The organism is Pseudonocardia cypriaca, assembly GCF_006717045.1.
GTDB lineage: Bacteria > Actinomycetota > Actinomycetes > Mycobacteriales > Pseudonocardiaceae > Pseudonocardia > Pseudonocardia cypriaca.
The window spans coordinates 1,035,060-1,055,619 of record NZ_VFPH01000002.1 but is presented as its reverse complement, the minus strand read 5'-3'; the positions used below and the strand labels follow the sequence as shown (position 1 = coordinate 1,055,619).

25 protein-coding genes are annotated in these 20,560 nt (G+C 74.3%); 15 read left to right on the top strand and 10 right to left on the bottom strand.

What is annotated here, in order from left to right; translation table 11 throughout:
- Positions 1-7: 7 nt before the first annotated feature.
- Complete coding sequence (locus FB388_RS22580; RefSeq protein WP_142104203.1) at positions 8-481, bottom strand: Lrp/AsnC family transcriptional regulator; 474 nt, start codon at positions 479-481, stop codon at positions 8-10.
- Between the two features lie 59 nt (positions 482-540).
- On the opposite strand from FB388_RS22580, the gene FB388_RS22575 reads away from it, so the two are divergent.
- Genes FB388_RS22575 through FB388_RS22560 form a run of 4 tightly spaced genes read left to right on the top strand, consistent with a single transcriptional unit; the run spans position 541 to position 3,809 of the window.
- Complete coding sequence (locus FB388_RS22575) at positions 541-969, top strand: DUF2000 family protein (protein ID WP_170225788.1); 429 nt, start codon at positions 541-543, stop codon at positions 967-969.
- A complete protein-coding gene (locus tag FB388_RS22570) occupies positions 966-1,574 on the top strand; it encodes a LysE family translocator (protein ID WP_142104201.1) in 609 nt (202 codons plus the stop codon). Before FB388_RS22575 ends, FB388_RS22570 begins: the two co-directional genes overlap by 4 nt.
- Before the next feature lie 26 nt (positions 1,575-1,600).
- The gene (locus FB388_RS22565) at positions 1,601-3,028 is read left to right on the top strand and encodes a DUF2252 domain-containing protein (protein WP_142104200.1); all 1,428 of its coding nucleotides are present in this window, start codon (positions 1,601-1,603) and stop codon (positions 3,026-3,028) included.
- Positions 3,029-3,032: 4 nt separating this feature from the next.
- Positions 3,033-3,809 carry a lysophospholipase gene (locus FB388_RS22560; RefSeq protein ID WP_246122293.1) on the top strand — a complete coding sequence of 259 codons (777 nt, stop codon included), beginning with the start codon at positions 3,033-3,035 and terminating at the stop codon, positions 3,807-3,809.
- A 139-nt stretch (positions 3,810-3,948) separates the two neighbouring features.
- Here the strand turns inward: FB388_RS22560 and FB388_RS22555 are convergent, their stop codons facing one another.
- Positions 3,949-4,866: a substrate-binding domain-containing protein gene (locus FB388_RS22555; RefSeq protein ID WP_142104199.1), complete on the bottom strand. Its 918-nt coding sequence runs from the start codon at positions 4,864-4,866 to the stop codon at positions 3,949-3,951.
- A 38-nt stretch (positions 4,867-4,904) separates the two neighbouring features.
- Here FB388_RS22555 and FB388_RS22550 point away from each other — a divergent pair, with 38 nt between their 5' ends.
- From FB388_RS22550 to FB388_RS22540, 3 genes are read left to right on the top strand one after another with little or no spacing between them, the layout of a single operon-like run.
- Positions 4,905-5,735 (top strand): ABC transporter substrate-binding protein, encoded by an 831-nt coding sequence (locus FB388_RS22550; protein WP_142104198.1) that lies wholly within the window; start codon positions 4,905-4,907, stop codon positions 5,733-5,735.
- A complete protein-coding gene (locus FB388_RS22545; protein WP_142104197.1) occupies positions 5,735-6,421 on the top strand; it encodes an ABC transporter permease in 687 nt (228 codons plus the stop codon). Before FB388_RS22550 ends, FB388_RS22545 begins: the two co-directional genes overlap by 1 nt.
- On the top strand, positions 6,418-7,434 hold the full coding sequence (locus tag FB388_RS22540; protein ID WP_142104196.1) for an ABC transporter ATP-binding protein: 1,017 nt from the start codon (positions 6,418-6,420) through the stop codon (positions 7,432-7,434). Before FB388_RS22545 ends, FB388_RS22540 begins: the two co-directional genes overlap by 4 nt.
- Before the next feature lie 31 nt (positions 7,435-7,465).
- Here FB388_RS22540 and FB388_RS22535 read toward each other — a convergent pair whose 3' ends face one another.
- Positions 7,466-8,761: an MFS transporter gene (locus tag FB388_RS22535; protein WP_142104195.1), complete on the bottom strand. Its 1,296-nt coding sequence runs from the start codon at positions 8,759-8,761 to the stop codon at positions 7,466-7,468.
- 97 nt (positions 8,762-8,858) lie between these two features.
- Here FB388_RS22535 and FB388_RS22530 point away from each other — a divergent pair, with 97 nt between their 5' ends.
- Positions 8,859-9,683, top strand: coding sequence for a PaaX family transcriptional regulator (locus FB388_RS22530; RefSeq protein ID WP_142104194.1), 825 nt, complete (start codon positions 8,859-8,861; stop codon positions 9,681-9,683).
- 9 nt (positions 9,684-9,692) lie between these two features.
- Here the strand turns inward: FB388_RS22530 and FB388_RS22525 are convergent, their stop codons facing one another.
- Complete coding sequence (locus FB388_RS22525; RefSeq protein ID WP_142104193.1) at positions 9,693-10,139, bottom strand: MarR family winged helix-turn-helix transcriptional regulator; 447 nt, start codon at positions 10,137-10,139, stop codon at positions 9,693-9,695.
- A gap of 210 nt (positions 10,140-10,349) precedes the next feature.
- Here FB388_RS22525 and FB388_RS22520 point away from each other — a divergent pair, with 210 nt between their 5' ends.
- Positions 10,350-10,550: a hypothetical protein gene (locus FB388_RS22520; protein ID WP_142104192.1), complete on the top strand. Its 201-nt coding sequence runs from the start codon at positions 10,350-10,352 to the stop codon at positions 10,548-10,550.
- A 33-nt stretch (positions 10,551-10,583) separates the two neighbouring features.
- A complete protein-coding gene (locus FB388_RS22515) occupies positions 10,584-11,618 on the top strand; it encodes a zinc-dependent alcohol dehydrogenase family protein (protein ID WP_142104191.1) in 1,035 nt (344 codons plus the stop codon).
- 70 nt (positions 11,619-11,688) lie between these two features.
- Here the strand turns inward: FB388_RS22515 and FB388_RS22510 are convergent, their stop codons facing one another.
- Both FB388_RS22510 and FB388_RS22505 read right to left on the bottom strand, forming a co-directional pair.
- Positions 11,689-12,408: a FadR/GntR family transcriptional regulator gene (locus tag FB388_RS22510; protein ID WP_246122291.1), complete on the bottom strand. Its 720-nt coding sequence runs from the start codon at positions 12,406-12,408 to the stop codon at positions 11,689-11,691.
- A gap of 2 nt (positions 12,409-12,410) precedes the next feature.
- Positions 12,411-13,190, bottom strand: a complete 780-nt coding sequence (locus FB388_RS22505; protein ID WP_142104189.1) for an HpcH/HpaI aldolase family protein — start codon at positions 13,188-13,190, stop codon at positions 12,411-12,413.
- 115 nt (positions 13,191-13,305) lie between these two features.
- Here FB388_RS22505 and FB388_RS22500 point away from each other — a divergent pair, with 115 nt between their 5' ends.
- Entirely contained in the window at positions 13,306-14,325 is a 1,020-nt protein-coding gene (locus tag FB388_RS22500; protein ID WP_142104188.1) for an NAD(P)-dependent oxidoreductase, read from the top strand.
- A gap of 50 nt (positions 14,326-14,375) precedes the next feature.
- Here the strand turns inward: FB388_RS22500 and FB388_RS22495 are convergent, their stop codons facing one another.
- Entirely contained in the window at positions 14,376-15,101 is a 726-nt protein-coding gene (locus tag FB388_RS22495) for an SDR family NAD(P)-dependent oxidoreductase (protein ID WP_142104187.1), read from the bottom strand.
- Positions 15,102-15,134: 33 nt separating this feature from the next.
- Between FB388_RS22495 and eda the strand changes: the two genes are divergently transcribed.
- Complete coding sequence (eda, locus tag FB388_RS22490) at positions 15,135-15,791, top strand: bifunctional 4-hydroxy-2-oxoglutarate aldolase/2-dehydro-3-deoxy-phosphogluconate aldolase (RefSeq protein ID WP_142104186.1); 657 nt, start codon at positions 15,135-15,137, stop codon at positions 15,789-15,791.
- Here the strand turns inward: eda and FB388_RS22485 are convergent.
- Both FB388_RS22485 and FB388_RS22480 read right to left on the bottom strand, forming a co-directional pair.
- Positions 15,781-16,956 carry an alkaline phosphatase gene (locus tag FB388_RS22485; protein WP_170225787.1) on the bottom strand — a complete coding sequence of 392 codons (1,176 nt, stop codon included), beginning with the start codon at positions 16,954-16,956 and terminating at the stop codon, positions 15,781-15,783. The genes eda and FB388_RS22485 overlap by 11 nt on opposite strands.
- A gap of 80 nt (positions 16,957-17,036) precedes the next feature.
- Positions 17,037-17,756, bottom strand: a complete 720-nt coding sequence (locus FB388_RS22480) for a GAF and ANTAR domain-containing protein (protein ID WP_170225786.1) — start codon at positions 17,754-17,756, stop codon at positions 17,037-17,039.
- A 335-nt stretch (positions 17,757-18,091) separates the two neighbouring features.
- On the opposite strand from FB388_RS22480, the gene FB388_RS22475 reads away from it, so the two are divergent.
- Genes FB388_RS22475 through FB388_RS22465 form a run of 3 tightly spaced genes read left to right on the top strand, consistent with a single transcriptional unit; the run spans position 18,092 to position 19,753 of the window.
- Entirely contained in the window at positions 18,092-18,502 is a 411-nt protein-coding gene (locus tag FB388_RS22475) for a hypothetical protein (RefSeq protein WP_142104183.1), read from the top strand.
- Positions 18,499-18,981 (top strand): STAS domain-containing protein, encoded by a 483-nt coding sequence (locus FB388_RS22470; RefSeq protein WP_142104182.1) that lies wholly within the window; start codon positions 18,499-18,501, stop codon positions 18,979-18,981. Before FB388_RS22475 ends, FB388_RS22470 begins: the two co-directional genes overlap by 4 nt.
- Positions 18,982-19,033: 52 nt before the next feature.
- Positions 19,034-19,753: an ANTAR domain-containing protein gene (locus tag FB388_RS22465; protein ID WP_170225785.1), complete on the top strand. Its 720-nt coding sequence runs from the start codon at positions 19,034-19,036 to the stop codon at positions 19,751-19,753.
- On the opposite strand, the gene FB388_RS22460 is transcribed toward FB388_RS22465, so the two are convergent.
- Positions 19,750-20,511, bottom strand: a complete 762-nt coding sequence (locus tag FB388_RS22460; protein WP_281290457.1) for an SDR family oxidoreductase — start codon at positions 20,509-20,511, stop codon at positions 19,750-19,752. The two genes, FB388_RS22465 and FB388_RS22460, sit on opposite strands and share 4 nt — an antisense overlap.
- Between the last annotated feature and the right edge of the window lie 49 nt (positions 20,512-20,560).

Sequence of the window (20,560 nt, the reverse complement as noted above, 5' to 3'; positions counted from 1 at the left end):
TATTGAATCAGCGGGTGGGTCGTACCGGAGCCGTCATCGGCCGGTCGAAGATCAGGTGGGTCTGGGCGTGGCCGACCTCCGGGCGAGTGGTGAGGTGGTCGACGATCAGGCGGTGCAGGTGGCCGCTGTCGGCGACCGCGACGTGGAGGAAGAAGTCGTCCGGGCCGGACACCGTGTAGAGCGCGAGCGTCTCCGGGAGCGCCAGCACGGCGGCCGTGAACGCCTCCACCAGCTCCCTGCGGTGCGGGCGGAGCTGCACGGCGACGAATGCCTGCAGGCCGCGCCCGACGGCGGCGGGGTCCACGACGGCCCGCACTGCCATGATCACGCCGAGCTCCCGCAGCCGCCGCACCCGCTCGTGGCACGACGACGTGGGTAGGCCGACCCGGGCCGCCAGCTCCTTGTTGGTGATGGACGCGTCGTCCTGCAACTGCTGCAGGATTCGCCAGTCGACCGGATCAAGGGTGCTTTCACGTGGCATGGCCCGGACGATATCCGGACCTGGTTGCTGCGTTCCGGATGTGCTCCGAGAATCAGGGGATGCCTCCCCGCTGTGTCCTGGTCCTCGACCCCGCTTCCCCCCGCTGGTTGATCGCCAACGCCGCCGCCGTGCTCGGCGCGTCCGCAGGTGCCGCGGGCGCCGCCGCGCTCGGGCCCGACCTGACCGACGCGTCCGGCGGCCACTGGGCCGGGATCGCGGAGATCGTCGTTCCCGTCCTCGCCGCATCGCCCGCCGAGCTCGCCGCACTGCGCGCCGCCGCGCAGGAGGCAGGCGTCACCGCGCTCGCCTTCCCGGACCTCGCACAGGCCTCGCCCACCTACGCCGACTACACCGCGGCCGTGGCCGGCACCCCGACCGCCGAGATCGGGGTGCACGCCATCGCGCTGCTCGGGTCCGGCAACGCGGTCCGCAGGCTGACCAGGCACCTGCCCGCCCTGACCGATCCCGTCCCGGAGCCGGTGCCGTGACGCTCGAGCGCTGGACGGCGTTCGTCGGCGTCCTGCTGGTGGTGCTGTGCACGCCAGGCCCGGACTTCGCCGTGGTGCTGAGGCACGCGCTCGCGGGTCCGGGCCGGGGCGTGCGGGCCGCAGCCGGGATCGTGACCGGGCTGGCCGGGCACACCGCAGCGGCCGCGGTCGGGCTCTCCGCCGTGCTCGCGGCCCTGCCGGACGTGCTCACGGCGATCCGCCTCGCCGGCGCCGCGTACCTGGTGTGGTTGGCGGCGCACGCCCTGCGGGCCGCGCTCACCCGCGACCCGGAGGCGGTGTCGGCCCGCGTGCACAGCCCGCGTCCCTACCTGGACGGCGTCGCGAGCAACCTGCTCAACCCGAAGGCGCTGCTGTTCTTCCTGGGGCTCATCCCGCAGTTCGTCGTGCCGGGACCCACCGTCACCGCTCAGCTGCTCCTGCTCGCCGGCACCACGGTGGTGGCGTCGATGCTGTGGTGGGCGGTGGTGATCGCGGTCGCCGCCAGGGGGCGGGCCGCGCTCGCTCGCAGCCGCGTGCGGCGGGCGGTCGACGCCGTGACCGGTGGCGCCCTGCTCGCCGTTGCGATCGGCGTCGTCCGGGGTTAGCGAACCCCTGGGCGTAACATCACGGCGTGACAGGCCCTGCTCAGGCGACGGTGCGCGGCCACACCGTTCTCGCCGACGCCGACGGCACGCCCTACTCGTCGTTGCGGCAGCGACCCGTGGAGCGGGCCGAGCGCTACGCGCTCGGCAAGGCGCTGCGCAAGCGGGTGCCGCGCTCGTCGCTCGCGGACTGGAGCCCGTCGACCGGCCGCTCCGACCCGATCCGCCTGATCATGGAGAGCCACGTCGGCCGGGTGGAACGGCTGGTCCCGGTGCGGGTCGGACGGATGATCGAGTCGCCGTACGGCTTCCTGCGCGGCACCGCCGTCGTCATGGCCGAGGACGTGGCACGCCTTCCCGCCACCGGGATCATGCCGGTCGTCTGCGGCGACGCCCACCTGGGCAACTTCGGCTTCTACGCCTCGCCCGAACGCGACCTCGTGATCGACCTCAACGACTTCGACGAGGCCCACCCCGGCAGCTGGGAGTGGGACCTGCGCCGGCTCGTGGCGAGCATCTGGGTGGCCGGGCGGCAGAACGGCGCGAGCGAGGACGCCTGCGGCTCGTCCGTGATGGCGTGCTGCGCCGCGTACCGGGACGAGGTGCGCTTCCTCGCCGACCAGCCGCTGCTCTCCCGCTCCTACCAGCGGCTCGACGTCGACCGGCTCGCCCAGGAGAGCTCGAAGCCGCTGCGTGCCGAGATCGAGCGGGCCGCCAGGCGGGCCCGCAACCGAACCAGCGACCGTGCACTGCCCCGGTTCACCCAGAAGGTCGGGGACAGGCGCCGGATCGTCGAGGAGCCCCCGCTCATCACGCGCGTGCCGGACGCAGAGGCGGAGCAGCTGGCCGCGGCGCTGGACGAGTACCTCCTCACCCTCGCCTCGCACTGGCGGCGGGCGCTCGGCGGCTACACGATCGTCGACATCGCGCACAAGGTGGTGGGCGTCGGCAGCGTCGGGCTGCGGGCGTACGTGGCGCTGCTCGAGGGCTCCTCGCCCGACGACGTGGTGTTCCTGCAGCTCAAGCAGGCCCGCCGGTCGGTGCTGGCGCGGCACGTGCACGGCGAGTCGGCATGGCACGCCCACCAGGGCCAGCGGGTGGTCGAGTACCAGCAGGCGCTCCAGACGGTGAGCGACCCGCTCCTCGGCTGGGCCACCGTGGGGGAGCGCCAGTACTACGTGCGGCAGTTCCGGGACATGAAGGGCACCGTGCCGCTCGATGCTATCGATGCGGGGGCGCTCGCCGACTATGCCGGTGTGCTCGGACATCTGCTCGCGAAGGGCCATGCGCGTACCAGCGGCGCGTCGATGATCGCCGGATACGTCGGTGGGTCCGACAACCTGGACCACGCGCTCTGCCGGTTCGCCCGCGCCTACGCCGACCAGACCGAGGCCGACCACGCCGCCCTGGTCAAGGCCGTCGAGCGCGGGCTGCTGCGCGCCGAGCGGGGGGTGTGAGCCGGTGACGGTCGACCTGCCCGCGCTCCCGTGGCCCGCGGTGCAGCGCATCGTCCGGCACGTCGGGCGCTCCCTCCCGCCCGCGCTCGGGTTGACCGCGCCTGCCCTGGTGCGCCACCCCGTCTGGCGGGCGGCCGGGGCCGACGGTGGCGGCATCGGCGTGGTGGTGGCGCCCGGCTTCGCCGGCGCCGACGCGTCCATGGGCATGCTGCGCCGCTGGCTCGCCCGCCGCGGGTACATCCCCACCGGCGCCGGGCTGGGGATCAACGTCGGCTGCACCGAGGAGCTGGTCGACCGGCTCGAGCGGCGCGTCGCGGACCACGCCGCGCGCACCGGGGGACCGGTCGTCCTCGTCGGGCACAGCCGCGGAGGCATGCTGGCGCGCATCATCGCCGTCCGCAGGCCCGACCTGGTGCGCGGGCTCGCGATGCTGGGCAGCCCGGTGCTCGACCCGCTCGACGCCGGCGGGCTCGCCACCGTCGTGCTGCCGGCCGTCGTGCGCCTGTCCGAGCTCGGAGTGCGCGGCCTCGTCGACGACGACTGCCTCACCGGGCCGTGCAGCGCGGCCGCCGCGGTCGGCCTGGCCGCGCCGCTGCCGGTGCCCGCCGTCTCGATCTACTCCCGCGACGACGGCGTGGTCGGCTGGCGGTCCTGCCAGGACCCGGAGGCCGAGTGGGTGGAGGTCGCGAGCAGCCACACCGGCATGGGCACGGACCCCGCGGTCTACGCCGCCCTGGCCCCGCGCCTGTCGGCCTGGGCTTCTGGCACGCCCCAGACCTGAACGCCGACCCCGACTCGCGTACCCCCAGACCCCGACTCGCGTACCCCAGACCGCGACTCGCCCGCACTCAGACCGCGACTCGCGGAAGGTGGGCTTCACCTTGTCCGCGAGTCGCGGTGTGGATGTACGCGAGTCGCGGTCAGGCGTCCAGGTCCTCCACCTTCCCGGCCTCCGAGGCGTCGTAGCCGCCCAGGGCGGTGACCGCGGCGCGGGTGGCCGGGTCGAGCAGGGTGGCCACGAGGGGGGCTGCCGCGTCGAGGGCGTCGCCCGGGAGCACCACGTCGTACTCCTCGGAGACCAGCGGCACGAAGTCGAGGTCGAGGTCGGCGGCCACCGAGCGGACCGCGAGGCCAGCGTCGACCACGCCCGCCGCCACCGACAGCGCCGTCTCGAGGTGCGAGCCGGTCTCCGGGCCGGCCAGGGCGTCGGGCTCCCGGCCCGCGTCGCGCAGGAGCCGGTCGAGCAGCACGCGGGTACCGGTGCCGAACCGGCGCTTGGCGACGCGCAGCCCAGCCAGGTCGGCGGCGGAGGCGAGGCCGCGGGGGTTGCCCGGTGGCACGAGCAGGCCCTGCTCGCGGCGCCACAGGTGGATGAGGTGCGGTCGTAGTCCGCGCAGCAGCCCGCAGGCGAACGGGGCGTTGTAGCGGCCGCTGTGGTGCAGCAGGTGCACGGCGGCGCCGTCGGCGCGGCCCTGCCGGACGGCCCGCAGCCCGCCGAAGCTCCCCTCCGTGCCGATCGACCGGACGGCGCGGCCGAGCCCGCGCAGCACCACGTCGAGGGCCGGGTCGTCGCTGCCGGCGAGCCGGAACACCCGCTCGCCGTGCAGGAAGCGGCGGGCGGCGACGGCTCCGCCGGGGGCGACGCGGGTCCGGCGCCGGTCGGCGGTGACGATCACGCCCGCGTCCGCGAGCGCGCGAACGGCCCGCCCGATCGTCGACGCCGTGGTGCCGAACCGCTGCGCCAGCTCGCGCACGCCGGGCAGCTCGGCACCCTCGGCGAGGTCGCCCGCGCCGATCCGGCCCGCCAGTTCGGCGGCGATCTCCCGGTACCGCGTCACGGCTGCGGAGCCTATAGTCCCGATCTGTGCGAGCACAGATGCGAGCAGCGATCGTGGCCATCGTCCTGCTGGTGCTCGCGGCGTGCGGGTCGCCCGCGGCGGGGCCGTCCGCCGAGCGGTCGCTGGTCCTCGCGACGACCACGAGCACGCAGGACTCCGGTCTGCTCGACGACCTGCTCCCGGCGTTCACCGCCGCCACCGGCTGGGCCGTGAAACCCGTTGCCGTCGGCAGCGGGCAGGCGATCGAGATGGGCAGGCGCGGCGAGGCCGACGTGCTCCTGGTGCACTCGCCCGCCGCCGAGGAGGACTACGTCGCGGAGGGCACGGCGGGGCGGCGCCTGCTCGTCATGCACAACGACTTCGTGCTGCTCGGGCCGGAAGCCGACCCGGCGGGCGTCCGCGGCGCCACCGTAAGCGAGGCGATGCGCCGGATCGCCGCCGCCGGGGCGGTGTTCGTCTCGCGCGGGGACGATTCCGGCACGCACGCGCGGGAGAAGTCCCTGTGGGAGAAGGCGGGCGTGGCACCGGGAGCGCCCTGGTACCAGGAGACCGGGCAGGGCATGGGCGCCACGCTGCGGGTGGCCGCGGAGAAGGCCGGCTACACCCTTTCGGACCGGAGCACCTACCTCACGCAGCCCGGTGGGCTCGCGCTGCTCGTGGAGGGCGACCCGGGGCTGTTCAACGTCTACCACGTCATCGAGGTGACGAAGCGGGCAGGCGAGCGGGTGCAGCCGGAGGCCGCGGCGGCCTTCGCCGACTGGATCACGGGCCCGGATGCGCAGCGGCGGATCGGGGAGTTCGGCCGGGAGGAGTACGGGCAGCCGCTGTTCGTGCCGGACGCCGGTGAGCCCGATCCCACCGGTCCCTGATGGACGTCCTGCTCGACGGCGTGGCGCAGGCGTTCTCGCTGCTGTTCTCCGGCGACGCCGAGACCTGGGCGATCACGCTGCTCACGCTGCGCGTCTCGCTCGGCGCCACGCTGGTCGCGGCGCTCGTCGGGGTGCCGCTCGGCGCGGCGATCGCGCTCGGGTCGTTCCCCGGGCGCCGGGTGCTGCTGGCAGCGGCGAACACCGGGATGGGGCTCCCGCCGGTGGTCGTGGGGCTCGTCGTCACCGTGCTGCTGTGGCGCAGCGGCCCGCTCGGCGGGCTCGGCCTGCTGTACACGCCGACCGCGATGGTGATCGCCCAGGCGGTGATCGCGACGCCGGTGGTCGTGGCGCTGGTGGCGGCCGCCTTGCAGCAGGTCGACCCGGAGTTCCTCGTGCAGATGCAGGGGCTCGGCGCCACCCGGGTGCGGGCGCTGCTCGCCCTCGGGGCGGAGGCCCGCCTGCCGCTGCTGGCCGCGGCGATGGCGGCGTTCGGTGCCGTGGTCAGCGAGGTCGGCGCCGCGCAGATGGTCGGGGGCAACATCGCAGGGCAGACCCGGGTGCTCACGACCGCGGCCGTGCTCGCCACCAGCCGCGGCGAGTTCGGGCTCGCCATCGCGTTCGGGCTCGTCCTGCTGCTGCTCGCGTTCGCGGTGAACCTCGTCGTGACGCTCGCCGGGCAGCGGTGAGCTCGCGGATCGGTTGCCGGGACCTGCGGGTGCGCGGGCACGGCAGGGAGCTGCTGCACGTTCCGGTACTCGACGTCGCCGCGGGTGAGGTGCTCGCTGTGCTCGGGCCCAACGGCGCGGGGAAGTCGACGCTGCTGCGCGCGCTCGGGCACCTCGTGATCCGGTCCGGGGGTATGCATCGCAGCGGCGATGTACTGCTCGACGGAAAACCGGCCGGGGCCCGCGAGCTGCGCGCCGCGGTCGCGGCGGTGCTGCAGCGGCCGATCCTGCGCCGCGGCACGGTGGCGGCGAACGCCGCGGCGGGCCTGCGGCTGCGCGGGGTCGGGCGCGCGGAGGCGCGGCGCCGCTCGGCGCCCTGGCTGGACGCGCTGGGCGTCGGCCACCTCGCGGCGCGCTCCGCGCGGACGTTGTCCGGCGGCGAGGCGCAGCGGGTCGCCATCGCCAGGGCGCTCGCCGTGACGCCGCGGGTGCTGCTGCTCGACGAGCCGTTCGCCGGGCTCGACGCCACCACCCGCGCCGACCTGCTCGCCGACCTACACACCGTGCTGGCCGGGCTGGACACCGCCACCGTGCTCGTCACGCACGACCGGCACGAGGCCGTGGCGCTCGCCGGGCACACCGCGCTGCTCGTCGCCGGGCGGATCCGCCAGCTCGGGCCGACCGGGCACGTGCTCGACCGGCCGGTCGACGCCGACTGCGCCCGGCTCGTCGGGTTCACCAACGTGCTGCCGCCCGCCGTCACCGGCCGCCCGGAGCTTCACGTCGCCCGCCCGGAGAACTGCACGGTCGGCGAGGGGACCGGGCTGCGGGTCCCCGGCACCGTGCGCCGGGTGATCCCGCTGGGCGGGACCACCCGCGTGGACGTGGACACGGCGGCGGGCACCCTCACCTGCCTCGCGGCGGATGCCGGCGGTCTGGAGCCCGGCCGTGCCGCCACGGTCGCGGTGGCGGAGGCCGATCTCCGCTCGCTCCCGACGAGCCCGATCCCGACGAACGGCGCGTTCGTCGGATAGGTTCCGACCAACGCGCCGTTCGTCGGAAGGGTCAGGGGAGTGCGCGCGCCTGGGGCTCGCTCGTGAGGTCCAGGCGGGACGTCTCTCCCAGGACCAGGATGCAGCCGACGCTCACCAGGCAGCAGGCCGCGATGATCGTCGAGACCGCCGTGGAGCTCGCCGATCCGGCCATCACCGAGGCGAACACGACGGGCGCGAGCCCGGCTCCGATGCCGGCGACCTGGTAGCCGAGCGAGGCGCCGGTGTAGCGCGAGCGCGTGGGGAAGAGCTCGCTGTACAGGGCGGCGAGCGGCCCGTACATCGACGCGTGCACCACGCCCTGCCCGACCACGACCGAGAGGACGAGCAGCGCGGTGGAGCCGCTGTCGATCAGCGGGAAGATCAGGAACGCCCAGCCGGCCATCGCGATCGCGCCTGCGAGCACGACCGGGCGCCTGCCCAGCCGGTCCGACAGCGCCGAGAACCCGATGATCCCGAGGACGGCGACCACCGAGGAGACCGTCAGCGCGTTCAGCACGGTTGGCCGCGGGAAGCCGGCCTGCACGGCGTAGGAGATGACGAACACCGTGAGCGTGCCCTGCGCGACGAACGCCCCGAACCCGACGCCGATCGAGAGCAGCAGCGCGCGTGGGTGCCGGGTGAGCACCTCCATCAGCGGGGGCCGCTCCGGCGCGGTGGAGGCGGCGAACACCGGCGTCTCCTCCACCTTGGCGCGCACGAACAGGCCGACCGCCAGCAGCACGGCGCTGAGCAGGAACGGGATCCGCCAGCCCCAAGCCAGGAACTGCTCCTCGCCGGTGGCTCCCGCGGCGAGCGCCAGCACCAGCGTGGAGAGCACCATCCCGCTCGGCGCGCCCGCGTTGGTGAAGCTCGCCCACAGGCCGCGGCGGCTCGTGGCGTGCTCGGCCGACATCAGCACGGCCCCGCCCCACTCGCCGCCGACCGCCACGCCCTGCGCGATGCGCAGCACGATGAGCAGCACCGGTGCGAGGGCTCCGATCTGCCCGTACGTCGGGAGCAGGCCGATGAGCACGCTCGCGACGCCCATCAGGGCCATCGTGAGGATGAGCATCCGCTTGCGGCCGATGCGGTCGCCGTAGTGACCGAAGAGGGCTCCGCCGAGCGGCCGGGCGAGGTAGCCGGTGGCGAGGGTGCCGAAGCTCGCCACCGTGCCGACCAGCGGGTCGAGGGATGAGAAGAAGACCTTGTTGAACACCACCGCCGACGCCGTGGCGTAGAGCAGGAAGTCGTAGTACTCGATGAGACTGCCGAGGTAGCTCGATGCCACAGCGCGGCGAAGCTGGGTGCGGGAGCGTGGTCCGGTCATGCGGGGGCCTCCTTGCCGCGGTCCGCTGCGGGCGAATGTAGGCAGCTTCGTCACGGCGGCCAACGATCTGCCCAACATCAGTCTCTAGGCTTGTCCCATGTCCTCCCCCGCCGAGCGGCCGCAGCCGTTGCTGCTCACGTTCTTCGGCGGGTACCTGCTGGGCCGCGGCGTCCACGTGGCGACGAGCGCGGTGATCGACGTGCTGGACCGGGTCGGCGTCTCCGAGCACGCCACCCGCTCCACGCTCTCCCGGATGGCGCGCCGCGACCTGCTGCGCCGGGTGCGCCGGGGGCGCAAGGTCTACCTCGGGCTCACGCCGCGCTCGCGCGAGGTGCTCCACGACGGAGAGGTGCGCATCTGGCGCACGGAGGCCGTGCACGACGGGTGGGACGGCACATGGACGCTGTTGTCGTTCACCCTGCCCGACTCCTGGCAGCGGCAGCGGCACGAGCTGCGCTCCCGGCTGCTCTGGGCCGGGTTCGGGCCGCTGCAGGGCGGGCTGTGGATCGCCCCGTCGCCCGTCGACTTCACCGTGATCGGTGCTGGGCTGGAGGCGGCGGCGCACGTGAAGGTGTTCGCGGCCAGGGCGTTGCCGCCCACCGACGTCGACGCGCTCGTGCGGGACGCGTGGGACCTCGACGCGATCGCCGGCCGCTACCAGGGCTTCCTGGACCGGTGGTCCGACCCGCGGCGGCGCCCCGAGCTCCCCGACGCGCTGGCGGCCCAGCTCGTCCTGCAGACCGAGTGGTTGCAGGTGATCCGCCGCGACCCCCGCCTGCCCGCACAGCACCTCCCGCCGGGGTGGCCCGCCGAGCCGGCGTGGCGGCTGTTCCGCGCGCTCTACGCCGAGCTGGACCCGCGGGCGCGGGAGGCGGTGGCCGCGCTCGACGTCATCCCCGACGAGGAGGCCGGCCGCAGCTGACCCGGGGCACTAGCGGGCGGGGCCGTCGGCCAGTGCGCTGCGGCAGCGGTTGAGGTAGTTGCGCAGGTCGGCGCGCTCGTCCGCGGTGAGGTCGGCGAGCATCCGCTCCTCCAGGGCCCGAACCTGCGCCTCCACGCGCGTGAGCAGCTCCTGCCCCGCCGGGGTCAGGCTGATCAGCAGGCGGCGCGCGTGGCGGGGATCGCGGTGGCGGGCCACGAGGTCGCGGCGCTCGAGCGCGGTGACGAGGTCACCCATCGACTGCGGCGTGACGAACGCGTTGCGGGCGAGTTCCGCGCTGGTGAGGCCGTCGCGGCGGGCGAGGACGGTGAGGGCGGTGTACTGCAGCGCGGTGGTGCCGGTGGGGCGCAGCAGCTCGTCGAGGTGGGCCCGCACGGCCAGCTCGACCTGCTTGACGGCGTAGAGCAGCGACGGGCCCGCCGCTGGTTCCCCCACCATGCCGGACAGCGTATGAGCACGGCGTCCGGGCGCATGCGCCGCCTCGCATGATCGGCGATGCCGCCCGTCGCGGGGTATGGTCATCGGGTCAGGTCGGGCGGGCACTCCGTGTGCGCCTCGTGCAGATCGCCGCCTGACGCACGGTCGCGCCACACGAGCCGCCCCCGCACCGGGTGGCCTTCGGCGGGACGATTGAGGGAGCACGGACACATGAGCTGGACCGGACACCCTTCCCGCACCGACGATCACAGCAGGTTCGCGATGGCGCAGGCCGCCGCGGATGCCGTGCACGTCGAGCAGAACCGCCGGGCCGCCCGAGTGGTCGCAGGCCGGGCCATCGACGTCGCCGAATGCGCCGAGATGCTGGCGATGCTGGGCCTGGACGGCAAGGCGGAGCGCGCCCGTCGTTGATCAGTTGAGGGCACGGCTTGGTAGCTTCCGGCCGTGAAGGCCGTCGTCTACGACCAGCCCCGCAGCTTCACCGTCACCGAGGTGCCGGACCCGCACGCGGGCCCGGGGGAGGTGCGGCTGCGGGTGGTGCTCGCGGGGGTGTGCGGCACCGACGCCCACCTGCACGACGGCCAGTTCGACCCGGTCTACCCGCTCACGCCGGGCCACGAGATCGTCGGCGAGGTCGACGAGGTGGGCGACGGCGTCACCGGGTTGCGGGCCGGCCAGCGCGTGGTGCTCGACAACATGCAGTCCTGCGGGGTGTGCACGAGCTGTCGGCGCGCCCGTCCCGCGTTCTGCCGCGTGCTCGTGGCGCAGGGTGTGAACGCGCCGGGCGGGTTCGCGGAGTACATCGTGGCGCCGGCCGGCAAGTGCCATCCCGCCGACGACCTCGCGCCCGAGGCCGCCGTGCTCACCGAGCCCACCGCCTGCGTGATGCACGGCCTCGACGTGCTCGAACTGCCGCCGGGCAGCGACGTGGTGGTCTTCGGCGCAGGCCCCACCGGGCTGCTGCTGGCCCAGCTGCTGCGCCATGCGGGCGCGAACCGGGTCACGGTGGCCGCGCCGACCGCGGCGAAGCTGGAGCTCGCCGCCCGCCACGGCGCCGACGAGACGGTGCGGGTGGACCGCGAGCGTCCGGACGCGTCCGTCGCCCGGCTGCGGGAGCTCGCCCCCGAGGGCTTCGACGCGGTCGTCGACGCCACCGGCGCCGTCGGCGTGCTCGAACTGTGCGTGCCGCTCGCCCGGGACGGCGGCACCGTGTTCGTCTACGGGATGACCGACGAGAACGACCGGCTCACCGTGTCGCCGTACGAGGTGTTCCGCCGCGAGCTGGTGATCAAGGGCTCGTTCAGCCAGGCGTACAGCTTCGACCGCGCGTTGCAGGCGATCCGCACCGGCCGGGTCGCCACCGACGGGATCGTGACGCACACGTTCGCCCTGGACGACTACGCGGACGCGCTGGCGGCCCTGCGTGACCGGGAGTGCGTGAAGGCCGTGGTGCGCCCGGGAGGCGCCGCCGCCACGTGACAGCAAGGTGGCTTTGCTGTCTGTCTTCCTGTGTCGGTAAAGCCACTTTGCTGTCGCTCGGGTACGCCCCTCAGGCGCCAGTGCTCAGGGAGCGCTCCAGCCTTGCGCTCGCCGACTTCATGTGGGTCCCCATCGCCGTCGCGGCCCGGTCCGGGTCGCGCAGCTCGATCGCCTCGAACACCGCGACGTGCTCGGCGAGGGTGGCGGCCGTGTCGCCGTCGGCCCCGACCGCCCGCTGGATCCACACCCGCAGCAGGGCACGGACGCTGTGCAGGATGTCGCGGAGCACGGTGTTGCCCGCGATCCGCGCGACCTCCAGGTGGAAGTCGACGTCCGCCTCGGTGAACTCGGCCACCGCCTCCGCGGTCTCCCGCATCCGGTCCAGCCGGGCGCGCAGCCGGGCGACGTCGTCGTCGGTGGCGCGCTGCGCGGCCAGCCGGGCGGTGACGGCCTCCAGGTGCAGGCGGGTCTCGACGAGGTCGCGGGTGTGCCGCTCGCCGAGCATCAGCCCCCAGTCGATCGCCTGGGGCAGCAGGTCGGAGATCGTCCCCCGCACGTAGGTGCCCGAGCCGACGCGCACCTCGACGAGCCCGAGCACCTCGAGCACGGCGATCGCCTCGCGGATGGCCGACCGCCCCACCCCGAGCGACTCGGCGAGCCGCCGCTCGGACGGCAGCCGGGAGCCGGCGCGGTGGCCGCCCGCCGTCACCTCGTCGAGGAGGCGGCGGGCGACCTGGCTCACCGGGCTGTCCCGGCGGATCGGCGCCGGGCCGCCGGTGTCGGCGACCACCCTCACCCCTTCGCGGCGGACCGGATCGCCGTGAGCCCGGACGCGAGCGCCTGCTGGTAGAGCCACAGGTCGCCGTTGTAGGCCAGCAGCGTGAAGCCGCGGGCGATCAGGTCGGTGGCCTGCTCCACCGACGTCGGCATGAACCCGGCGATGGTGCCCGTGTCGGCGGCCGCCTTGGCGACGCGGTCGAGCGCGGCGAGGTAGTCGGGGTGGTCGAACCGGCCGGGGATGCCCATCGAGTTGGTGAGGTCGAAGTGCCCGACCCACACGACGTCGACGCCGGGCACCGCCGCGATCTCCTCGACGGCTTCGAGCCCCGCGACCGTCTCGATCTGGCAGATCACCACGTTGTCGCTGTTGGCCGCGCGCATCGTGGCGACGTTGTCGCCGGCGCGGTAGTCGTCGTGCGCCACGCCGAAGGCGGCGCCGCGGCTGCCGTCCGGCGGGTATTTCGCCCAGTCGACGAGCTGCGCCGCCACCTCGGCCGAGCCGACCATCGGCGCCATGATCCCGCTCGCACCGACGTCGAGGGCGCGGCTCACGAAGGTGCGGTCGAACGCCGACGGGATCCGGATCCACGCCGGGACGCCGGTGGGGCGGGTGGTCGCCACGAGCCCGCCGAGCGTCTCCCAGCCCCAGCCGGTGTGCTCGGCGTCGTAGAGGACGAACTCGGCACCCGCGTGCGCGGCGAGCCGGCCGATCCCGTTCGTCGCGAACTCGAACACGAACGTGCCGAGCGCGAGCTCGCCCGACCTGGCCTTCGCGATCACGGGCAGGGTCACGGGTCTCCGCCTTCCTCTCGCCGTCGAGTACCGGTCCAACCTAGCAACCGGTTGACCAATTTCCGAGGCCCTCGCTACGGTCCCCGCGACCCGTCACCATCGAGAGGACCAGCTGATGGCGAGCACGTTCCAGGTCGGGCTCACCGGGGACTTCCTCACCCCGGACGGGCGGATCGGCTGGGGTGACATCGGGTTGTCGCTGCTCGCGGACGCGCCGGGCGTCGAGCACCGGTTCCTGGACGTCACGGCGGGGGAGATCCCGCCCGAACAGCTGGCCGGCCTCGACGCGCTGATCGGGCTCCTGCCGAGGGTCACGGCGCGGTCGCTGGAGGAGGCCGACCGGCTGCGGGTCGTCGCCCGGTTCGGGGTGGGCTACGACAACGTGGACGTCGCCGCGCTCACCGCGCACGGCACCCTGCTCACGATCACCCGCGACGCGGTGGCGCGGCCGGTCGCCCAGGCCGCGCTCGCCCTGATGCTCGGCATCTCGCACCGGCTGCTCGACAAGGACCGGCTCGTGCGCGAGCACCGCTGGCAGGACCGGCTCGACTTCATGGGCACCGGCCTCACGGGGCGCACCGTCGCCTTCGTCGGCTGGGGCAACGTCGGCCGCACGATCAGCGGCCTCCTCGCCCCGCTCGGCATGCACCAGACCGCGCACGACCCCTACGCCGACCCCGCCGCCGCCGCGGAGGTCGGTGTCGAGCTCGGGGACCTGCACAGCGTGCTGGCCGGTGCCGACTTCGTGGTCGTCACCGCAGCCCTCACCGACGAGACCCGCAACCTCGTCGACGCCGCGGCGATCGCGCGCATGAAGCCCTCCGCGTTCCTCGTCAACGTCGCCCGCGGACCGATCGTCGACCAGGACGCCGTCGCCGCCGCCCTCACGGAGGGCCGCATCGCCGGGGCGGCCCTGGACGTGTTCCGCGACGAGCCGACCGCGCCCGACGACCCCATCCTCTCGGCGCCGAACACCCTGTTCAGCCCGCACGCCACCTGCTGGACCGACGAGCTCGCGCTCACGAACGGCACCAGCGCGATCCGGGCCGTGCTCGACGTGCGGGACGGCAGGCGTCCGCAGCACGTGGTCAACCCGGAGGCGTTCACCCACTCCGCCCTGCGCCACCTCCGGTAGGCCGTGAGTGGATACGAGTGCTCCGGCACACGTATCCACTCACGGGTCGATCAGCGCAGGGCGAAGCCCCCGTCGATGAGCAGTTCGGTGCCGCAGCAGAACGCCGAGTCCTCGCTGAGGAAGTACTCCACCGCCTTCGCGATCTCCTCCGGCTGTGCGAACCGGCCGAGCGGGGTTTCGCGCATCCACTGCGGGTGCAGGTCGGTCTTGGCCATGGTGAGCGGGGTCTGCACGTAGCCGGGGGAGACAGCGTTGATGCGCACCCCGCGCGGCCCCCACTCGACGGCGAGCGACCGGGTGAGGGCGCTGACGCCCGCCTTCGACGTGTTGTAGGCGCACTGGCGTTGCGGGTGGTTGACGATCGCGTTGCCCGACATCGAGGCGATGTTGACGATCGCACCGCCGCCACGCGCGAGCAGTTCGCGGCCGAACTCGCGGCAGGTGAGGAACACCCCGCGCAGGTTCACCGACAGGATCCGGTCGAACTCGGCGAGCGGCATGTCCTCGGCCGCGACGTTCTCCACGATGCCGGCGCTGTTCACCAGGTCGACGGGCCGGTCGTCGTCGGCGTAGAGCGCGCGGACGGCGGCGACCACCGACTCCTCCGACGTGACATCGACCGGATGGCCGCTGACGCCTGCCGGGAGCGAGTCGAGGCCCTTCAGGTCGAGCCCGTGGACCTCGGCGCCCTGCGCGGCGAGGCTCTCGCAGATCGCCAGCCCGATCCCGCCGGTGGCGCCGACGACGGCTATCCGGCGTCCCTCGAAGCGGTTCATCACGCTCGCCTCCCCGTGTGGTGTAGTGGCCCGATGGCCCCCGAGTCCGATGTTCTCACCGCTGTGGAGGCGCTCGCCGTCGTGCCCGTCGTCGAGATCGACGACGCTGCCACGGCCGTGCCGCTCGCCCGCACCCTCGCCGAGGCGGGCCTGCCGGTCGTGGAGGTCACCTTCCGCACCCCCGCGGCCCGCGACGCCGTGGCCGCGATCGCCGCCGAGCTGCCGGACTTCCTGCTCGGCGCGGGCACCCTGGTGCTCCCGGACATGGTCGCCTCGGCCGCCGAGGCCGGTGCTCGGTTCGGCGTGTCGCCCGGGTACTCGAGGACCTGCCTCGACGCCGCGGAGAAGGCGGGGCTGCCGTTCGTGCCCGGCGCGGTCACCCCGAGCGAGGTCGGTGCCTGCCTGGAGGCGGGCGCGCGGCACATCAAGTTCTTCCCGGCCGGTGCCTACGGTGGCATCTCCACGCTGAAGGCCCTCGACGGCCCGTTCGGCTGGACGGGCGCGCGCTTCATGCCCACCGGTGGCGTGCGGCCGGAGAACGTGGCGGAGTACCTCGCGCTCCCCAACGTCTTCGCGGTCGGCGGCACCTGGATCGCCCCGCGCTCCGACATCACGGAGGGCCGCTGGGACGCGATCGCCGAGCGCGCCCGCGCCGCCGCGGCGCTCCGCACCCAGCGCGTCACGCCCTGAGGCTCATCGCCTCCAGCAGCTTCGGGAAGAGCTGGGTGTTGGCCATCCCGCCGTGGAACTCGTCGGCGCCGGGCCCGCCGGCCGTGACGGGCACGGCCCCGTTGGTCAGGCCCGAACGCGTCCAGCGGAGCCAGATCTGCTGGTCGGAGTCGGTGGCCTGGAACGGGCCGTCCGAGCCGGCGGTCACCGGCCCCGGCTCGGTGACGACGAGGTTCATGCCGCCGGTCTCGTGGTCCCCGGCGACGACGATCAAGGTGCCGGGGTTGACCGCCTGGAACTCCAGCGCCGCCTGCACGGTGGCGTCCAGCGCCCGGCCCGCCTCCAGCACGAGCGCGCCGTTGCCGGCGCGGGCCATCGCGTCGATGCCCGCCTCCTCGACGACGAGGAAGAAGCCTGCCTCGCGCCGGTCGAGGGCCGTGAGCGCGGCGCGCGTCATGTCGGGGAGCGGTACGGCGGGGGTGTAGCGGCCGGACCCGGGTCGGCCCGGTTCGAACATCGGCCCGTCGGCGAAGAGCCCCAGCAGCCGGTCCGCCGACGCAGCCTGCAGCCCGGCGGCGTCGGACACGGTGCTGTAGCCGAGCGAGGGCGCCTCCCCGAGGAGGTCCGGCCACCGGGCCGCCCCGCCGCCCAGGATCACGTCGACCCGGGTCTCCTCCAGGTACTGGCGCGCGATCGTGCTCGCGACCTCGCTCTCCTGCTCGTCGGGGTCCCGCAGGACGGGCCCGGGAGCGACGTGCGCGGCGAACGCGGCCGGCGTGGGGTCGGTGACCTCCGCCGTGGTCACGAGGCCCGTGGCCTTGCCCGCGTCCCGCGCGTGTTCCAGCACCGTGGCGAGCGGCTCGCCGTCGGCGTCGACCCCGATCGCGCGGGGTGCCGTCGGCATGCCCGTGGACAGGGTCGTGGCGCCCGCCGCAGCGTCGGAAACCGGATCCACGGGCGACAGCGTCCCGCCGGAACCGAGCCGGTCCATCGCCAGCCGACCCGTGGGGCCCGCGATCGCCAGCTGCAGGAAGTCGCGCTGGGCCTGCCCGAGACCGCTGGCCAGGATCAGGATGACGTTGCGGGCCACCTCCTCGCGCGCCCCCTCCTGGGGCGCGTCGGCGGGGACCACGCTGCACGCGGCCAGCGCGCAGGCCAAGGTGCCGGTCGCCAGGCTCCGGGCCACGCGCGAACGGACGGACGGCGCAGCCACCGGCGGGAGACCTCCTGGGTGTCGGGGACCCCGGCAGCCTAGCGAGCCCCCCGTCAGCGCCCGTCCTCCCCGGCGGCACGGGTCACCGCCGTGACGAGCTCGGTGGCGACGTGGCGCAGCTTGGTGTTGCGCTGCTGCGACACCTTGCGCAGTACGTCGAAGGCCTGGTCGGCCGAGCACTGTTGGCGGCCCATCACGATCCCGATCGCCTGGTCGATCACCGAGCGGGACGACAGGGCGATGCGCAGGTTGTCGGTGAGGCTGACCTGGTCGTAGGTGCGCAGGGCCGCGGTCAGCGCGACCGCGGCATGGGCGGCGAGCGCCCGCGCCAGCTGCTGGTCGGGCTCGTCGAACCCGCCGGGTGCGCTCGCGTAGAGGTTGAGCACGCCCACGGCGCCGTCGCGGACCACGAGCGGAACGGCGAGCGCGCTCCGCATGCCGTGGCTCAGCATGACCGCGTCGAACCCGCTCCACCGCCGCTCCCGGCGCACGTCGGCGACGTGCACCACGGAGGCGCTGCGGAGGGCGTCCAGGCACGGTCCGGTGCCCAGCTCGTACTGGTGCTGGTCGATGCGGGTGGCCCGCGGGTCGGCCGTGGCCACGGTGATCACCCGGCCCCGCTCGGCCAGGGTGATGCTGGCCGTCGACGCCCCGTCGACGAGCTGGACGGCGAGCTGAGCCACAGCACGCAACAGGTCGTCGAACGACTCCGTGGACAGCAACAGCGCCGCCAGCTCGGCCGCTGTGTCGTCCCGATCCGGACCTTCTGCCATCGCTCTGCCCGTCCGCGCTCCACCGGAATGCGCCGGTCGACGTCGCTGGGTCACTGCACAGCCTGGCACGGAACAGCGCCGTCCACAGCGGCAGGCGAACGGGTGGAACACCGCGATCGGCGGGCGTGGCCGAGTTGCACGGATGGTGGGTGCACCGCAACGGGGAGTTGCCGTTCCCGACGGGCCTCTCGTAGCATCCGGGGGCGGTTGGACCGACAGCCGGTGCGTGAGCGCACGTGCGGGCATCGTCGCGGTCCTGAATCCCCCGTCCTGTCCCGCGGCACCGATCCTCGGCACGCGCTCACGAGTCGAGCCACGGCAGCAGAGGGGAAAGCATGCGCGACACCGCGCAGCCGGAGCAGTACGTCGCTCCTGATCCTGAACCAGCGGGCCTGCGGATCATGTCCGTTCAGCCCGATCGGGAACACGCCTTCGTCGAGGTGATCGGCGCCTGCGGCCAGGAGGGCGTCGCCGAGCTGCGGCAGAGGGTGGACGGGTTGCTGATCGCGGGCGCGCGCTTCGTACTCGTGGACCTCAGCGCGGCGGGCGAGGTCGCGCCCACCACGAACGCCGCGCTCGCGGCCGCCGGACGGCAGCTGACGCGGCGCAACGGATGGCTTCGAACGGTCGGGCACGACTCGTCGTCGGCGGCGCGGTACGAAGCCTCGCTGCTGGACCTGTTCACGATGTACCAGGCGGCCCTGCACCGGGGCGCGGTCCGGTCCGGCGCCGGTGAAACAGCATGATGAGCACCGAATGGAGATCCGGCACGGGCAGCGCGCTGCTCCACCCGGAACCGGCGCCGGTGGACGTGTCGGCGTTCGTGCCATCCCCGCGGCCGGAGAGCCATCCCCGTGCCGTCCCCGGTCCGGAAGAGCCGCTCGACGTGCGGTTGCACGCGCCGTCGCCCGACACCGTCATCGTGCGCGTCATCGGTCCGCTGGACGGGCGCAGCGGCGCGACACTGGCCGTGCGGGTCCGGCAGCAGCTGCACCGGGCGCCCCACGTCATCCTGGACCTCACCTCGGTGACGTGGCTGGACCTGCGGGTGGGGATCGAGCTGCGCGCCCTGCGCGCCACGGCCACCGACTGCGGCACCCAGCTGCACGTCGCCGCCGAGAACGAGCGGGTCGTCGAGGGGCTCCGGCTGATCGGCCTTGGCGAGCACGTCGTCCCCGGCACCGCCGATGCCGTCCTCGCGTGTATCGCACCCCGTAACGGTTGAGGGACGGGCGGCGACCGCCCGCCTGCCGGGGTGGGTGAGCGAGGGGACGTCGGTGGGGCGGACAACTGCAGAGGTGGACGTCGGGGTCGAGCTCGCGGCGCTGGTGGTGACGACGGCATCCCTCGACGAGCTCCTCGTGGGGATCGCCGAGCTCACGGCCGGTGCGGTGCCGGCAGCGGTGTCCGCGAGCGTGGCGGTCACGGCCCCGGCGTGGAGCGGGCACGCCATCGCCGTCGACGAGCGGGCGGCCCTGCTCGAGGCGCTGCAACGGCAGCACGGCGCGGGCCCGGGCCTGGACGCCCTGCAGGCGGCGTGCGCGGTCGAGGCCGCCGACCTGAGGACCGAGCGGCGCTGGCCCGCGTTCGCCCACGCCGCAGCCGGCGCCCGTGTTCTCGCGGTCCGGGCCGTCCCGATGCTCGTCCGTGACGGCGCCCCGATCGGCGTGCTCACCGTCTACGGGACCGCGCCGGACGCGTTCGACCCGGCGGACCGCACGCTGGCCGACCGGATCGCCGGCTTCGCCACGGTGGCCGTCACGGGGACGATGCGCAGCTACGACGACACCGCGCTGTCCGCCCGCCTGCGCCAGGCGCTGGTCTCCCGATCGGCGATCGACCAGGCGATCGGCATCGTCATGGCCGAGCAGAACTGCTCGCCGGAGAAGGCGCTCGCCTTCCTGCGGGTGACGGCGGGCAGCCGCGGCACGACCCTGCAGCTGATCGCAGCCGATTTCGTCGCCCTCACCGAGGCGACCGCGCTGAGCAGGCGCTAACGCGCGAGCCAGCCCCCGTCGACGGCCAGGACGTGGCCGTGGACGTAGTCGGCGGCGGGGGAGGCGAGGAAGACCGCGGAGCCGGCGACGTCCTCGGGATCGGCCCAGCGGGCGGCCGGGATGCGGGCGAGGATCTCGGCGCTGCGGGTGGGGTCGTTGCGCAGCGCCGCGGTGGTGGCGGTGGCGACGTAGCCGGGCGCGATCGCGTTGACGTTCACGCCGTGGGGCGCCCACTCGTTGGCGAGGGCGCGGGTGAGCCCGGCGAGTGCATGCTTGCTCGCCGTGTACGAGGGGACGAGGAGCCCGCCCTGGAAGCTGAGCATCGACGCGACGTTGACGATCTTCCCGGAGCCGCGGGCGACCATCCGCCGCCCGGCGGCGCGGCACAGCTCGAACGCGGCGTTCAGGTTCACCTCGATGACGTCGTACCAGTCCTCGTCGGGGAACTCGGTGGCCGGGGCCCGGCGAATCAGGCCGGCGTTGTTCACCAGGATGTCGACGGCGTGGGCGTCGAGCAGGCGCTCGGCGGCCGCGCGGCGGGTGGGCCGGTCGGAGAGGTCCAGCAGCTCGGTGGTGACCACCGCGCCCGCCGCCCGCGCCTCCTCGGCCACGGGACCGAGGTTGTCGCGGTCGGACAGCAGGAGCAGGTCCGCGCCGGCCGAGGCGAGGCCGAGCGCGATCGCGCGGCCGATCCCGGACCCGGCGCCGGTGACCATCGCCAGCCGGCCGTCCAGGGAGAAGGGGGAGGTGGGGGCCACGGCCCGACCGTAGGAGCGGCCGGATGCGGCGGTGAAGAGCGACTTCCGG